Annotated in this window: 18 protein-coding genes; 10 read left to right on the top strand and 8 right to left on the bottom strand. The window is 45.7% G+C overall.

The features are described 5' to 3' along the window. The first annotated feature begins 2 nt into the window (after positions 1–2). From BUR42_RS11595 to BUR42_RS11585, 3 genes are all read left to right on the top strand, one after another. Complete coding sequence (locus BUR42_RS11595) at positions 3–380, top strand: tautomerase family protein (RefSeq protein ID WP_074239372.1); 378 nt, start codon at positions 3–5, stop codon at positions 378–380. A 15-nt stretch (positions 381–395) separates the two neighbouring features. After that, a complete protein-coding gene (locus tag BUR42_RS11590) occupies positions 396–1,145 on the top strand; it encodes a helix-turn-helix domain-containing protein (protein WP_074239371.1) in 750 nt (249 codons plus the stop codon). A 62-nt stretch (positions 1,146–1,207) separates the two neighbouring features. Continuing rightward, a complete protein-coding gene (locus tag BUR42_RS11585) occupies positions 1,208–1,738 on the top strand; it encodes a dihydrofolate reductase family protein (RefSeq protein ID WP_074239370.1) in 531 nt (176 codons plus the stop codon). Here the strand turns inward: BUR42_RS11585 and BUR42_RS11580 are convergent. Next, positions 1,695–2,741 (bottom strand): S41 family peptidase, encoded by a 1,047-nt coding sequence (locus tag BUR42_RS11580; protein ID WP_074239369.1) that lies wholly within the window; start codon positions 2,739–2,741, stop codon positions 1,695–1,697. The two genes, BUR42_RS11585 and BUR42_RS11580, sit on opposite strands and share 44 nt — an antisense overlap. Before the next feature lie 28 nt (positions 2,742–2,769). Next, positions 2,770–3,549, bottom strand: a complete 780-nt coding sequence (locus BUR42_RS11575) for a helix-turn-helix domain-containing protein (protein WP_074239368.1) — start codon at positions 3,547–3,549, stop codon at positions 2,770–2,772. Positions 3,550–3,633: 84 nt separating this feature from the next. Between BUR42_RS11575 and BUR42_RS11570 the strand changes: the two genes are divergently transcribed. Genes BUR42_RS11570 through BUR42_RS11560 form a run of 4 tightly spaced genes read left to right on the top strand, consistent with a single transcriptional unit; the run spans position 3,634 to position 5,583 of the window. Then, on the top strand, positions 3,634–4,122 hold the full coding sequence (locus BUR42_RS11570) for a hypothetical protein (protein WP_143197418.1): 489 nt from the start codon (positions 3,634–3,636) through the stop codon (positions 4,120–4,122). Positions 4,123–4,151: 29 nt separating this feature from the next. Then, a complete protein-coding gene (locus tag BUR42_RS29755; RefSeq protein ID WP_159442255.1) occupies positions 4,152–4,325 on the top strand; it encodes a hypothetical protein in 174 nt (57 codons plus the stop codon). A 23-nt stretch (positions 4,326–4,348) separates the two neighbouring features. Then, positions 4,349–5,146, top strand: a complete 798-nt coding sequence (locus BUR42_RS11565) for a hypothetical protein (RefSeq protein ID WP_143197417.1) — start codon at positions 4,349–4,351, stop codon at positions 5,144–5,146. Further along, complete coding sequence (locus BUR42_RS11560) at positions 5,143–5,583, top strand: anthrone oxygenase family protein (RefSeq protein WP_074239365.1); 441 nt, start codon at positions 5,143–5,145, stop codon at positions 5,581–5,583. Before BUR42_RS11565 ends, BUR42_RS11560 begins: the two co-directional genes overlap by 4 nt. Here BUR42_RS11560 and BUR42_RS11555 read toward each other — a convergent pair. Further along, positions 5,577–6,560 carry a GlxA family transcriptional regulator gene (locus tag BUR42_RS11555; protein ID WP_074239364.1) on the bottom strand — a complete coding sequence of 328 codons (984 nt, stop codon included), beginning with the start codon at positions 6,558–6,560 and terminating at the stop codon, positions 5,577–5,579. The genes BUR42_RS11560 and BUR42_RS11555 overlap by 7 nt on opposite strands. A 122-nt stretch (positions 6,561–6,682) precedes the next feature. Between BUR42_RS11555 and BUR42_RS11550 the strand changes: the two genes are divergently transcribed. The 3 genes from BUR42_RS11550 (at position 6,683) to BUR42_RS11540 (ending at position 8,909) form a co-directional block, all read left to right on the top strand. Then, positions 6,683–7,123 carry an SRPBCC family protein gene (locus BUR42_RS11550; protein ID WP_074239363.1) on the top strand — a complete coding sequence of 147 codons (441 nt, stop codon included), beginning with the start codon at positions 6,683–6,685 and terminating at the stop codon, positions 7,121–7,123. Positions 7,124–7,164: 41 nt separating this feature from the next. Next, positions 7,165–8,319, top strand: coding sequence for a DUF3095 domain-containing protein (locus tag BUR42_RS11545; protein WP_074239362.1), 1,155 nt, complete (start codon positions 7,165–7,167; stop codon positions 8,317–8,319). A gap of 80 nt (positions 8,320–8,399) precedes the next feature. Beyond that, positions 8,400–8,909 (top strand): hypothetical protein, encoded by a 510-nt coding sequence (locus BUR42_RS11540; RefSeq protein WP_074239361.1) that lies wholly within the window; start codon positions 8,400–8,402, stop codon positions 8,907–8,909. Between the two features lie 50 nt (positions 8,910–8,959). Here the strand turns inward: BUR42_RS11540 and BUR42_RS11535 are convergent, their stop codons facing one another. The 5 genes from BUR42_RS11535 to BUR42_RS11515 all read right to left on the bottom strand — a co-directional run bounded on the left by BUR42_RS11535 (position 8,960) and on the right by BUR42_RS11515 (position 15,577). Further along, a complete protein-coding gene (locus BUR42_RS11535; protein ID WP_084185647.1) occupies positions 8,960–10,174 on the bottom strand; it encodes an MFS transporter in 1,215 nt (404 codons plus the stop codon). A 73-nt stretch (positions 10,175–10,247) separates the two neighbouring features. Further along, entirely contained in the window at positions 10,248–10,526 is a 279-nt protein-coding gene (locus BUR42_RS11530) for an ArsR/SmtB family transcription factor (RefSeq protein WP_074239359.1), read from the bottom strand. 138 nt (positions 10,527–10,664) lie between these two features. Next, on the bottom strand, positions 10,665–11,414 hold the full coding sequence (locus BUR42_RS11525; protein ID WP_074240558.1) for a LytR/AlgR family response regulator transcription factor: 750 nt from the start codon (positions 11,412–11,414) through the stop codon (positions 10,665–10,667). After that, positions 11,414–14,518 (bottom strand): ligand-binding sensor domain-containing protein, encoded by a 3,105-nt coding sequence (locus BUR42_RS11520; RefSeq protein ID WP_084185523.1) that lies wholly within the window; start codon positions 14,516–14,518, stop codon positions 11,414–11,416. The genes BUR42_RS11525 and BUR42_RS11520 overlap by 1 nt, the downstream gene beginning before the upstream one ends. Then, positions 14,519–15,577, bottom strand: a complete 1,059-nt coding sequence (locus BUR42_RS11515) for an NHL repeat-containing protein (RefSeq protein WP_159442254.1) — start codon at positions 15,575–15,577, stop codon at positions 14,519–14,521. It abuts the gene before it with no gap. Positions 15,578–15,602: the final 25 nt, after the last annotated feature.

Raw genomic sequence — 15,602 nt, 5'->3', positions numbered from 1 at the left:
GAATGCCGTATCTACAATTGGATGTGAATGATCATTATCCTGTTGCCACCAAACAATTGCTGGCTAAAAGAATGGGGGCTCTTTATGCGGACATCATGAAGGCGGATGTGAACAGGATCACCATCACCATCAGGGAGCTGGGGGAAGGGGCAGTCTGGCGTTGCAATGCAGGAACGCCTGTTCCCGCAGCATTGCTGATGTGTGATATCAGGCGCGGCCGGCCGGTGGAAACAAGGGCTGCTTTGGCAGAAGCACTGATGGCCTGTTGTGAAGAGGTGTTGGGGTTGCAGCGGTTGAATATAGTGTTCACACAGCATTCGGGAGATGAAATGTATCATCCCCAACTGGGCGGTTGGAGTGAAGATTGGAAGGAGGAATGATTATATTTGTTGAGCATGAACACACAGGCCTTACAACCGGATCCTTCCGTTGCTCATTATATCAGCAACATCCTGGTGATCGAAAATTCCGATCCGTACTGTGATGTGGCGCTACCCCTGATAGCTAACGGGTATCCCAGTATTGTTGCCCTGAATGGGGATTACCTTCATCTGTACGGCCAATGTGTTAAACCTGCCGAACTTATTCTCAGGGGGCGTTTCATGATGATTGCCTATTTTATTTACCCGCATGCATTAAAAACATTGTTCGGCTTTGATGCCAAAGAACTGACGGATATCCATATTGATCTCTCCCTTACCCAGCCTGCCCGGGGCATGTGTTTACAGGAACAACTGGCCAATGCTGCTGCTTTACCTGCGCGGGTACAATTCCTGAATAGTTATATACAAAAGCTGGCCGAGCCTATCCGTGGTGTACATGAAGGCATCCTTTATGCTACAGATGCCATCCGGAAAAGTGATGGCCTGGTTCCGCTCAAGGACATCCGGAACGAATTACATATAACCGAGCGGACCTTCCAACGGTTATTTGAATTCCATGTGGGTATATCACCCAAGTTGTTCAGTAAGATCTGCCAGTTCAATGCAGCATTCCAGCAGATCAACTACCAGCAATTCTCCCGGCTCACGGATGTGGCCTACCAGTTTGGTTATGCAGACCAAAGCCATCTTATCCGTGATTTTCAGAAGTTTACCCTTACTTCTCCCAGTGAATATTTAAAACGTTCTGCTCCTTACCGCTAGATTGTCGGGTTTGTTCAATTCCGCCTCTGTGGGCTGCTGTTACTTTGTAGAAAATTATCACAATGAGCAAAATAGTAGTTTCAACATGGGTAACGCTGGATGGCGTTTTTGATGCAAATTCAATGAATGAGTGGTTTGCGCCTTTTGACAGCCTGGAGCGTCAGCAATATATCCGGGAAAGTATTCATGGCAGTGATGCGTTGTTGCTGGGGCGTACCACTTACGAGATGTTATCTTCTTACTGGCCCAACCTGAAGAACAATGAAATGGATATTGCGGCTAAGCTGAACAGCATGCCGAAGTATGTGGTTTCTTCTTCTCTCAAAGAGGCAACCTGGGAAAATTCGGAGATCATTAGTTTGGAAGAAATTAAAAAGCTGGAAGGGGAGATCCAGGTGGAAGGGAGTTCCATTCTCGCGGAATCCCTGATGAAGGCTGATCTGGTGGATGAGATCCGTTTACTGGTGCATCCCGTGATCATGGGAACGGGGAAACGTTTCTTCCGGGATGAGATGCATATGAAAGGGATGGAGCTGGTGAAAACCGCACCTATTGCGAATGGGGTTGTGTTGTTGTGTTACCGGAGGAAGTAATTGTTCCGGTTGCTGTGGGTATTGATTTACCGGGGGAAGTAGATGTTCCGGTTGCCGTTTTACCGGGGGAAGTAAGTTCCCTGCCTGTTGCAGTTACCGTTCTATCTGCGGATATGAGTTCCCTGACCACTTTGATCTCTTCTCCCGGTTGGGTTACCTGGTCCGGCTGAACACCCTTCTGCTCCCAGGAACTATCCGTTCCGGGTAATGCAGGTGCTGCAATGGAAACAGACACATAGTATTCATTATTCACACGGTAGAATTGATTCATATTAGCACCGCCTGCAGAGGTCTGGCCTACGATCTTCGCTCTTTTACGAGCTTGTAATACATAGGCAAAGGCTTCTGCAGCAGATGCTGTTCTGCCATTCACCAGGATGTAGAGGGGTTTGTTGTATCTCTCCTCTGTAAGCCAGGTGACTGTTCTTTCTACTTCTACACCACCCGTTCTGCTTTTGAATTCCAGTAATTGGGTGTTCTTTGGGAGGAAGTAACTTTCCAGCACAGCACCAATATTGCTGCCACCGCCACCATTGTATTGAAGGTCTATGATAAGGGCTTTTGTATTGGTTACAAACCGCATAGCAGCATAGAGCAGTGGCAGGCTTTTATCGGAGATATTGATCTCGGAAAGTTTTATGTAACCAATGTTGCCATCCAGTACCTTCACTTCCCGGAAACCGTAATTATTTTCTATGGCTTTGGGGCCATAGTAGAAAAGATTTTCATCACTTTCTTCCTCTTTGAGGGGCTGGGGGTCGTAGCGTAAATAGAGATGCCCGTCGTGGCTGAAACGCTGTAGTACGGCAGTGACTACAGAATCGAGGGGTTTGGTGTTGAAAGTGCCGGCCTTGTATTGCTGCAACAGGTGTTCGGCGATCTTAGCCCCCTTTTCTTCAGATACATAGTGCGCTTTGATCAGCTGCGCAGTTTTCTCTATAACCGTTTGCTGGGCCTGAGCAAAACCGGTGCTCAATATGATGATCAGTATTATGCCTTTCATAACAGCAAAGGTCTGTTAGGGAGGATATTTAAAATTGTATGTAATTAGCCCATTCTTTTGGCCGGAAGCCGGTGTACATTTTAAATGCCCTGATAAAATGGCTTTGGTCAAAGAAACCGCAATGGTAAGCCAGTTCCGTGAGAGACATTCCTTCCTGCTGCATCAGGTCTACTGCTTTTTCTACCCTCAGTTTGCGCAGGTATTCTCCCAGGGTACAGGAAAAATAACGGGGAAAGTATTTGGAGATAGTTACCGGATGAACATTGAGCTGGGCAGCGAGTTCCTGTAAAGAGAGTGATTCATTCCAGCGGTCGTGAAGCAGGGCTTTTAACTGTGCTATCCAGGGCGGGGTATTTTTGGATGTTTTATTGCTGAACAGGTGCAGGAGGGAGGACTCGATGGAAGCCTGGCTGCAGGTATCCGCCAGTTTGCTTTCCCTGTAGATCTTCAGAAGGGAGAGTTTGAGGGCCGGGGAGTGTTGCAGATCAGTGAATTTTAATTGATGCTGACGCAAAAAAGCCCCTTCGATCTCAAGATTGATATTCCGGGAAGGGTGTTGGGTATGCATGTTCCGGTGCAATTCCCCTTCGTTATAACGTAAAACAGCCCCCGGAGCGGCCATGATCTCCTGTTGTTTCCTTTGTTCCCGGTTACCACCCCTGAGTATCAGCGTAATGTGGTGGTTCTCATGGTAATGCCAGCCTTCGAATACCTTTTGATGGTAGAGGGTTTCACTGATAGTGAGGCCTCCTGTGCTGAAACTATGCACATTGGTACCCAGGTATCGTGATCTTTCTAACTTCAGCATACTGTAAATATAGGTAAAGTATAGGATCCCCCTATTTTGACCCTATGTGAAGCCTATGTCAGATATATTCACTACCTTTGCAGTATGGCAATAATAGATAACAATTCGATCATGAAAGGCGCCCAGGGCACCTTTGGCAGAGAAGTGGTTTTCCGGCAGAGGAACGGGAAAACGGTGATGTGCAAGCTCCCGAAGCCCTATCCGCCCAAAACGCCTACCCAGGTGGCTAACCAGGAGCGTTTTGCTAAAGCGAATGCATTTGCCAAAGAGGCAATCGCAGACCCTGTAAGGAAAGCACAGTACCAGAAACGTGCCCAAAACGGTCAATCTGCCTATAATGTTGCCTTTAGCGATGCTTTTCATGGAGTGGAGATCAGCGAGGTAAACGTTTCCGATAAAGCAGTGACCGTGAAGATGAAAAATGACCATAGCGTTAAAGAAGTGCTGGTAGATGGGGAGCCGGCGGTTTTCAATAAAAAGAAAGAGGTTTGGGAATACCCGGTGAAAAAGAAGGCCCGCAGGGTAGAAGCGTATGACCTGATGGGGAATGTGTATACCAGGGACCTTACCTGATTTTCCGATAAATTCATTAACTTTACGATATGTCAAATGCAAAAATTTCCAAAAAGGCAAGGATCGTACTGAGTAACAGCCAGGTTTCGGCTGCTATTGCAAAGGCGATCGTAGCCAGTGAGATGAAATCCGGGGTGTCCGGCAGGAATCTCTCTGTGACCATTGATGCCGAGAAAAAAATTAATGTCAGACTGAACTCTTAGGAGTTTGCTGAAATGCCATATCCATGAACGTTGCCCTCAGCGCGGTACTTATCTTCATTCTCCTTATTCCGCCACTATCCTTATATCTTTCCTATTCATTCGGTCGATTTCCTAAATCCGGTCCTAAATTTACTTTACTGGAAGGTTTAATGGCTTCCGCCGTTTTTTCTTTACTGGTGCATGCCGCCGCCGTTCTATTCATTTCAAAAGAGATCCGTTTTGATATACTCGCTTTAATTTCCGGCGGCGATCTTAAATCCTTTGATACAAAGATCTCCAATACGGCATTTAAATCTTTGCTGACAGGGTTTGCCTTTTATAACCTGGTATTGCTGCTTAGCTGCATTGTATTAGGCCGGGGATTAAGATGGCTGGTGATCAGGTATTCCCTTCATTCCAGGTACGAACTATTCAGGTTATACAACAGGTGGTATTACTACTTTAACGGCTACAAACCGGAAGGGGAGGATTTTGATATCATCTTTGTAGATGCGTTGGTGAGGGTGCAGGAAGGCACGATGATCTATTCCGGTTTCCTGGTTGATTTTGATTGTGAAGGAGAAGTGCTGAACCAGATCTACCTGAAGAATGTGATCAAAAGGGATTTTAAGAAACAGGAAACAGGGGAGGACGGCAGTCAGCGAATGATCAACGAACCTGGTGAACAGAAAAATATCGAGGGGCATAGTTTATGTATCCTCTATGAAAATATCATCAACCTGAATATCCATTTCGTATCCTACCCGGATGAAGAAAGTGAATTGGAGGAACTAACCACGCAGGTGTCAGAAAACCCGGATCAGCTAAAATTGTTCTCATGAAAACGCTTACGAGGTTTATTGCATTGATCGCTACCGGGTTGCTGGCCGGTTCTTTCTTTTATGGTTATGTGAACCTGGTCCCTGCTTTTTATGAAGTACCTGTAAATATCCATCTCATTTTCCGGGTGCAGCTCATGAACCATAATGGCATTACGGTGCAGACACTTATGGGTTTTTCCATTATTGCACCTTTGGTGTATGCATATCTGTTCCGGAATAAATTTGCACTCTTAGCGGCAGGGCTTGCATTAACTTCCTTACTGGTAACAAGGTTCGGGAATGTACCCATCAATCAGCTCATGAGAACCTGGGCGCCGGATGCACCTCCTGCGAATTGGCAGGACCTGCTGCACAAATGGGATAACTTTAACCTTGTACGTACCATTGCCGGAGTAGGCTGTTTTATTTCTATGCTGATCGCAGACCGCCATCAGTAATTTTCATTCACCGCCGCATCTTTGTTGTACTTATTCCTGTAATCTATGGGAGCCAGGCCGGTGATCTTTTTAAAGAGATCGCGGAATGCTTTGGTATCCGCATAGCCCACTTCATACATCACTTCATTGATGGTTTTACGGCCGGATTCCAATGATTTTTTGGCGAGTTCTATTTTCACCCGTTGCTGATATTCAATGGGCGTATTGCCTGTTGCTTTGATGAAACGGCGATCGAAGTTACGCCTGCTGATAGCAAGGCTGCTGGCCAGTTCGTCCATGGAGATCTTATCGGAGAGATTACTTTCCAGGTAGTTCTGCGCTTTGCGGATCTCTTCATCCGCATGATCTTTTTGTCCGTTGAAAATGGTGAAAGGGGATTGGCTGCTGCGGTCTATATCTACCTGGAACACTTTGGCGCAGAATACAGCGGTTGCCCTGTCGTAGTACTTTTCGATCAGGTATAAGAGCAGGTTCATGAAAGAGAAAGCACCCCCGTTGGTATAAATGCCTTGTTCATCCGTGATTATTTTATCTGTTTGCAGGTCTACATCCGGGAAGAGTTCAGCGAATTTGCCGGCAGCATTCCAATGGGTGGAGCAGACCCTGCCTTTCAACAGCCCGGTGGATGCAAGCAGGAAAGCGCCTGTGCATATGCTGGCTATTTCTGCCCCCTGTTTACGTTGTTGCTTTATCCAGCTGATCGCTTCCGCATTCCTGGCCAGTACATTGGGAATATTGTTATGAGCCAGGGCAGGGATGATGATCAGATCTGTTTTCTCAATGTCCCGGATATGGGTTTGCGGGCGGATGGCGAATAAACCATCATAAAGGTCTACTTCTTTGGTAACACCTGCCAGTTGTATATGAAATACTTCCTTTTTGAAATAAGCATTCGCTTTGGTGAAGAACTTATAGGCACCTACCACACTGGTTAGATTATCCTGTCCTTCAGGTACTAGAATAGTGAGCGTTCGCATAGAAAATCCGTTTGAAACAAAGTTAGGGGATAGTTTTGGCCAAATTGCCCCGGTGTATTGTCTTTTTAACCCCCCTTGCCCTGGTTTTGCAGCCTTTATTTTTGTATAAAAAGGACCATCTTATGACAACAACAGATTACAAGAGCAGCCTGGCTGTTCAGGCTACGCCGGAAGTTATTTATTCAGCCCTTACCACAGGCATTGCTGCCTGGTGGTCAGAAGATTATAGTGGTGCAGCCGCAAAAGTGAATGATGAGTTTACGGTAAAGTTCCAGGGAAAGAACCTGATCCATATGCGTGTCACAGAGCTGGTGCCCAACAAAAAGGTCACCTGGACCTGTGTGAACTTTTTCATTGATGTAGACGCGCCGATCCATGACAAATCAGAATGGATAGGTACAAAGGTTTACTGGGAGATAGGCCCTTCCAAACTGGATATGCTGCACGAAGGATTAACGCAGGAGTTTGAATGTTATAGTTTCTGTTCGGCAGGCTGGGACCAATTCCTGGGAAGTTTAAAGGACCTGCTGAATGGTGGAAGCGGTAGCCCTTATAAAGCTTAAAGCGCCATGTTATCCGTAATTTATCTTAAATTTCGGATAACATGTCTGATAACAACGAACAGTTTTACTCCAGGTTGCCGGTAAACCGCATTGCACTCAGCGATCTTTTAACAGAGGACCATTTATTCTATAATGTTCCCGGGAACTGGCATGTTATTATCACAGACATTAAAAGCTCTACTTCAGCGATCCGGAATGGACTGCATGAAACCGTTAACCTGATTGCCACAGGAAGCATCGTGGCGGTACTCAATATCAGTTATAAAGTAAATATCAGTGTTCCTTTCTTCTTTGGAGGGGATGGGGCTACTTTCATTGTACCGCCTTCTGTTGTAGATACTGCCATGCGGGCATTGCAGTTATACCGGAAGAACATGCGCAGGGATTATGATCTTGAATTGCGTGCAGGCACCGTGCCGGTTAAAGCTATCTATGCTTTGGGGCATGAACTGAAAATAACAAAGTTCAGCAGTTCGGGGAACTTTGCGATCCCCATTATATTAGGGGATGGCCTGAACTATGCGGAGAAAGTAATAAAGGGAGAAGATTACCAGTTGGGCGAACTGGAAGCACCTGATCATGAGCTGGACCTTACAGGTATGATGTGCAGGTGGGATAAGGTTAAACCGCCGGAAAACAATTTTGAAGTAGTGACCTTGCTGGCTATTGCGGCAGAGGGAGCCAGGCAATCAACAGCTTATAAAAAGGTGATCTCTGCTATTGATGAGATCTATGGCATGCCACAGAAAAGGCAACCCATATCAGTTGCAAAGCTTAAGCTGAAATCCACTTATACAGCCATCATGCAGGAAATGCGGATGAAGTCGGGCAATGTAAAGATGTTTAAACTGATCCAGGATTGGTTCACTGCGTTGCTGGGGTTCATTTATTTCAGAACACAAAACGGGAAGAATTACCTGAGCCGTTTGGTAGAGATGTCTGATACATTGGTGGTGGACGGTAAGATCAATACCGTGATAACCGGTACGGCGCAGCAGCGCTTGCTTTTGCAGGAAGCGTTGAATGCACTGGAGGAAGTGGGAGAGATCAGGTACGCGCTCTATGTTAGTAATGAATCCGTGATGTCCTGTTACGTACGTGATCTGAAAGATGATCATATTCATTTTGTGGATGGGGCAGAAGGTGGTTATACGAAAGCGGCAGGTGTGTTGAAACTGAAGATGAAGAAAGTATAAGGGGCTGCGATATATTGAACAGCAGTATTTTGATATAAAAGGCATATTAATTGTTCCCTGATAGATCAAAACCATGTGTTATGATCTACCCACGTTTTTTACTTGGTTGTTTATGTATAGCCGTTCTGGCTTGTAACAACATTGGCCCGAAACAGACTGCAGATTCATCAGCTGTTCCTCCCGCAGAAGATACGATATCCCAGATGCCTGGTGGTGGTCCCAGAACCTCCGTCAGCACAGATGATCAATTGTTTGAAACTGCTTTCGGGAGTTTCAAAACAGCTGTGGAGCAGAATAGTGAAGACCAATTGAAGGGCACCATACATTTTCCGTTGCAAACATCAAAAGGAGAGCTGAGTGATGCGGATTTTCATTCAAAGTATAAGGACGTTTTCACTGCAGATGTGAGGAACTTAGTACCCAAATTGGGAGAGGAGTATATAAAAGAAGGGCAGAATGCAGATTACGCCGAGCTGCGGAAATTAACCGATAAAGATTCCAAATTGTTTGAAGTGAATGCAGCTAAAACAGTTTTTGTGTTTGGTAAGGTGCAGGGAACCTATAAGGTGATAGGATATTACTCAAAATAAAAAGTTCCGTGAAAACCTTTGCGGGTCTTCACGGAACATACACTGTTCCACTAGTCCCTTGAAAGCTCAAGGACAGGTTCTTCTTCAAACACTAATTCTTCTATTGCTTCTTCTTCCGCTTCTGCTGTTACTATAGCTTTTTTAACATTCACAAAGGTTAATCCGAAGGCTACTGCAAACAGCACGATACTGATCCAGATCACCTGTTGAATACCGTAATGGATGATCATAAATCCGCCTAACAAAGAGCCTAAGGTTACACCAGCGTTCCCGAAAGAAACCATCAGGCTGGCTGCCAGTTCCGGAGCTTCGGGGGCTTCAGATGTAGAGCGTGTTTGCCCGATTAAGAAACCACCGGTATGGATGAATCCCCAGATAGAGATGATGATAGCCATGGGTACAAATAATCCGCCAAAGGTATAGGCCATGAGATGCACAGCTACCAAAGAAAGCAGGAACACCCTGGTGGTGAGGATCACATTCTTGCTTAAGGCAATCCCTGTAAGCCAGTTACCTACAATACCGGTGGTACCGAACAGCAACAGCATCAGGCTGATGTGGCCTCCGCTCATGTGAGAGATCTTTCCTAAATATTCCGCGAGGTAACCAAAGGTGGCAAACATCCCGGCGATCATGATCAATGTAGCCACGAGGTTTACCCAGAGCTGTGGTTTGCCTAATATCTTTAACTGGTTTTCAGGTGTTACATTTTCCTTTACCGGCATGGATGGTATGTAAGCCACCAGCCCTGCAAAAGCGATCAGGTTAATAAGTCCTGAAAGGTAAAAGGATGCCTGCCAGTTATAAAGTTCTGCCACATAAGTAGTAATGGGAACACCTAATACAGCCGCAACACTCAATCCACCTAACACAACAGACACTGCTTTGGGTGCATCTTTCGGCTCTACCTGTTTAGAGGCGGCCACGGTAGCTACAGCCCAGAAAACAGGATGCAGGAATGCAGGCAGGATCCGTGCAATCATCAACACCGCGAAATTAGGTGCGAGGGCAGACATGATATTGGATAACACGAAGATGCCCAGTACCAGGCACATCATGAGCTTACGGTTGATCTTTGATGTAAGCATCACGGAAAAGGGCCCCGTTAATGCAATCGTTAAGGCAAAGCCACTCAGCAGCCAGCCTGCTGTATCAATAGAGACATTGAACTCTTTGGCGATGGTTGGCATAATTCCAATCACTCCAAATTCTGTGGTAATAATACCAAATGCGCCAAGCGCCATAATATAGATCGACTTCTTCATAAATTCAAACATTCAAATGTTTCGATGTTTTGCATCGTAAGTGATTAAATCGGGTTTTTCTTAGAGGTCTATATTAGCATTTCAGTGCGCTAAGGAATTTAATGTAATCATCCAGGACGGCCTGGTTTAATAAGTACTTCAGGTTTCGCCCTTCTTTTTCGGGAATGAGAAGGTCCGCGTCAACCAGTTGCTTCAGGTGGTGAGAAATGGATGGTTGGGCCAGGTCAAGAAAATCGTGTACTTCGGTGCAGTATAAACAGTCGTCTTTTTTCTTTTTGAACTTCTCGAGAATAGCAATCCTGCTTGAGTCACTCAAGGCTTTAGAAATCTTTTCAAACTTTTTACTGTCCATACTTCCTCATTTACCCTGCAAATATAAATAGATATATCGAAATGTATAAATCTTTTTTTAGTTGCTTGATTTTCAGCTAACTTAGGAAAGGTTATGCTACATTATTGCCGGATTTGATGTTATAACGGCAGCGAAGTTTTATATCGCACCCCCACCCCAGATCTCCATGAACCTGTCTTTCTTTCGGCGGGAGAGTAAGGCAAAATGCCCGTTCTGCATTTCTATCTGCCCGCCATCTCCTTTAATGTAACGTTTGATGTGGTGCAGGTTGATGATGAAAGAATGATGTGTGCGGAAGAAAATATCTGAAGGTAATAGCTCTTCAAATTCCTTCAGTGTGCGGGATGCGATCAGCTTGGGCGCATTGGTGAAATAGATATTGGTATAGTTGCTTTGGGCTTCCAGGTGCACAATGTCTGTAGTGTTAAAAAAGAGCAGGCCTTCCAGTGTGGGGATTGCAATTTTATTCAGCTGTTGCCTGGTTTGCAGGTTTTGCTGCAGTACTTCCAGTTTTTCGTTCGTATGCGGCTGTGATTGCATGCCAGCTCTTTTAATGGCGCTTCTGAGTTCTTCAATATCCACCGGCTTTAGCAAATAATCAAATGCGGCATACCTGATCGCTTTTATGGCATATTGATCGTATGCCGTAGTGAAGATCAGGTGGAAATTTTTTTCCGGTAGTTCATGCAGCATATCAAATCCATCCATCCGGGGCATTTCAATATCCAGGAAAACAATGGCCGGTTTCTTTTCCCTGATGAGTTGCAGGCCTTCCAGGCCATCTGCCGCTTCGCCGATCAGTTTTACATCAGGGCAGTAGTCATGCAGTTTTTCCCGGAGCGCGAGGCGCCCTTTTTGTTCATCGTCTATGATAATTGCTGTGAGCATCATTGGATCTTTAATAATACTTTTACAATAGTACCTGCTGCCTTTCCGCCTTTCTTCAGATCGGTCACCGATACGGAAGCATTTTCTTCATTATTGAAAAACCGGATCCTGTCCCGGCTCATTTGCATGCCATAAGAGTTATCCTGCTTGCGGCTACTGCTTTTAAATGCATCTCTGCCTACACCGTTATCTTCTATCAGGTATTCAATATGCTCCTGCCGGTGAGAGATCCTGATGAATAACCTGCCTTCATTATCTGGCCTGTTCTTCAATCCATGTATGATTGCATTTTCCACATAAGGTTGTACGATCAGTGGAGGCACTTTATAATCATCTTGTAACAGAGATTCATCTGCTTCTATCTGTACAGTGAATTTGTTTTCATTCCTGAGTTGTTCCAGGTCTATATAGAGTTGTAATGTTTCCAGGTCTTTTGCCAGTGTTACCGTGTTTTGCCGGGAACTGTCCAGTATATTGCGCAGCAGTTTGGCGAATTTATTAAGATATACGGTGGCATGGTATTTATCATTGCTTTGTATAAGGCCGTCGATGCTGTTGATGCAGTTGAAGATGAAGTGTGGGTTCATCTGTGCGCGAAGGGCCTGCATTTCTGTCTCAGCCATCTTTTGTTTCAGGCCGGCTACATTCCTGATCCCCCTGATCTGCCGTTTTACCAGCCAGGTAATAATGGCTGCAGCTAATAAAATGGCAACTGTTAATACCCACCATTTTTTCCACCAGGGGTGCAGGATGGTAAAATGAATACTGGTTTCATTGCTCCAGATGCCGGAGTTGTTGACGGCTTTTATAGCAATGGCATATTCACCGGGAGGGAGGTTCAGGAAACTGACCTGGCGCTGGTTGCCTACCGGGATCCATTTTTTATCATCTATGCGGTAGAAATACCTGTTCAGGCGGCCATCTGAAAAATTGATAGCGGTAAAACCAAGATTGATATCGTTCTGCGTATATGGAATGCGGTAGCTGGCCTGAACGGGCCAGGGGGTATTGCCGATGCGTACATCTGTGATCTTTAAAGAAAGTACAGGCCGGGAGGCCAGCAGTGTATCCGGGTTAAAGCAGCTCAGGTAATGTTGTGTGATAAAAAAGATCTTGCCGGAGCTGCTATCGTATGCCATGTTTGCTACTTTGGGTTCAGGCAGGGCAATGGGGTACATGAAATTCATGAACTTATTCTCTTCCGGCAAAAAGCAACTGATCCCATTGCTGGTGCCTATCCATAAACGGCCTTTGTTGTCTTCTGTTATAGTGGTCAATGAACTGGAAGGAAGGCCGTCTGCTGCTGTGTATTTTGAAAAACGGCGGGTGGGGATATGGAATCTGAAAAGCCCGTTCCCGGTAGCTGCCCAGAGTGTAGGCCTGCGGTTGCAGAGCAATGCGAAGATGGCGGCATTGTCAAATGTTGAATAGTAATCCTGGGGGATCAATTCAAAAGTGTTTGTATTCCTTTTCCAGTAAGCCAGCCCAACACCATCCACATTTCCCATCCATAGATTGCTTTCGTTATCCTCTGCAATCACATATGCATGACGGATAGGGAGTGGATTGCCGCTTTCTTTAGAGGGATAATGGCTAAAGGTCCGATTGGCCGGATCATAATTTGCTACGCCATTTCCAAAGCCGATGCCCATCCATATCAGTCCTTTGCTGTCCTTGAAGGCATTGAGTATGGGATGCCGGTCCATCGCATCGGGCTTGCCTTTTTCCTTCAGCATACCAAATGTGCGTGTGGCCTGGTGATACCAGCGCATGCCTGATTGGGTACTAAGCCATAAGGTGTCCCTGGCATTTGACTGCAAAGCATACCAGGTTATATTTTCGTAAGCCCGCCCTTTAAGTATCACATGATCCAGCATGTTGAGATCCTTAGAAAAGAGAAAAAAACCTGAAGGGGTAGAACTTAACCATACGGTGTCATTAACGAATGAGATCTTTTCCAGCGCCCAGTCAGTGGTATCAATATCACAATTAATGGCAACAGACCTTATGCCTTTAGCAGTACCAACGGCCTTATACAAACCGTTTGTGCTGCCTACCCAAAGGTTGCCATCTTTGTCCTTTTTAACGGCGGTGATGCTTATTTCCGGAAGATAGGCATGCAGTGGCTGGCCCGTAAACGATGGAGGAAGCAGTACAAATCCTCCTGATTGAAAAATAATAGCCCGGAGCTGATCTCCCACGTTTATGATCCTGGTCATTGTACTTTCTATCCTTCTGGATGAATTGCTGAATATTAGCCTGGTTGCCTGGCGGGTTTGGTTAAGGGGATTAAAATATATTAAACTGTCTGTCAGGAACTGTACAATACGCACGCCTCCTTTTTCATCGATGTTCCAGTAGGTACTGATAGCATTATTGAGTGCACGTAGTGGATGGTGGGGGAGTTGCTGTATTTTTTGCAGCGAATCTTTTTGTGGATCGTATAGGTAGAGTTCACCTGTTTCGTCTTCCCGTTGAAGGCATGCCAGAATTTCATTTCCCTGCAATACGCCAATGTCAGAAACATAGTTCATTCGCAACCTGTTATAGTCTTTTTCACTATATCCTCTAAATGTTTTCAGGGCCTTCAGTTCTGCATTCAAACAATATAAAGTTGTTCTTGTGCCTGCCCAGATATTTTTATTCTCGTCGATGGCTAAAGCCCGGAAATTATTGTCGCGGCTGAACATAAACGGTTTGCTGTTCACCAGGAAGTTCCTGAACTGAAGGGTGCGGGTGTTTAATAATGAGAGGCCTGAAGTGGTGGCTATTACCAGGTGATCTGCATCATAGTTCATTATATTCTGAATGTGATTGCCGGGGAGGGAATTTTTACTGCTATCGTGAAAGAAATTCCTGAACGTGGTACCATCATAGCGGCTGAGCCCATTGGTGGTGCTGAGCCATAAGAAACCTTCTGCATCCTGTACAATGGCGGTGATTGCTGCATCGGGTAAACCGTCTTCCATTCCCAGCCGGCTGAAGCGCAGACTGTCTGTCTGCGCTTGCAGCGTTTGGGCGTATAGTAAGGTTATGATAAACAGGCAATACCGGTACATGCCGTACAAGGGAATTCGTTTCCTGTAAATTACTGCTTTATGCATCTATTTCAGGGATATTTTTCTTACCCTGTAGTTCCCTGAATCTCCTATATAGATATTTCCGTTCTGGTCTACTGCTACTGAACTGGGTGTATCTAACTTTGCCTGTAATGCAGGGCCATCTGCATAACCCTGTGTGCTACCGGCGATGGTGGTAACAGTGCCATCCGGTCTTATTTTCCTGATGCGATGATTACCTGCATCTGCTACATATACATTGCCTTGTGCATCTGTTGCTACTCCACGCGGAGAGGAGAATCTTGCTGCAGCACCAACACCATCCTGGTAGCCACTGGTACTGCCGGCTAAGGTACTCACTACTCCTGCTGGCGTTATTTTCCTGATGCGATGATTATTGTAATCTGCCACATATACATTCCCCAGAGCGTCTACAGCAACACCATGGGGACTGCTAAACCTTGCTGCTGCACCTGTTCCTTCTTCAGCACCCGGCGTGCCGTTTCCGGCTAAGGTACTCATATTGCCATTGGGGGCGATGGCCCGTATGGCATGATTATCCATATCTGCTACGTAAACAGTACCCTGGGCATTGACAGCTACGCCCATCGGGCGACGGAGGAGAGCAGGGGAACCTTCTGTAAAGCCCGGAGTACCTGTGCCTGCCAGTGTTCTAACTAATCCTGCAGTGAGATGCCGGACACTGTAATTGACAACATCTGCTATATATATGTCCAATGTTTCACCGGCACTGTTGGTGGTTATAGCCACTCCCAGCGGATTGTAAAACCGGGCATCGGCTAAAGGCCCATTCACAAAACCTGGTGTGGCATTGCCGGACATTGTGGTTACTTCTCCGGATGCAGATATTCTCCGTATGCAGTTATTATCTCCGTCTGCTACTGTGATATTGCCAAGTTTGTCTACCGCAACGCCCCAAACAGTTTTGAACTGTGCAGTGGCAGCATTGCCATTTACAAATCCCCTTGTGCCACTGCCAGCCACGGTGCTTACGATCATCTCTTTGTCCGGTGGTGGTGGGGCCGGGTTATCTTTTTTCCCGGAACAGGAAAACAATAATAATAGAAGGGTTAAGCGTTTCATGAGATTTTTGTCAAAAATCAGCATA

Origin of the sequence: Chitinophaga niabensis, from assembly GCF_900129465.1 — a bacterium.
GTDB classification, from domain to species: Bacteria; Bacteroidota; Bacteroidia; order Chitinophagales; family Chitinophagaceae; genus Chitinophaga; species Chitinophaga niabensis.
This window is presented reverse-complemented; position numbering and strand designations above follow the sequence as displayed.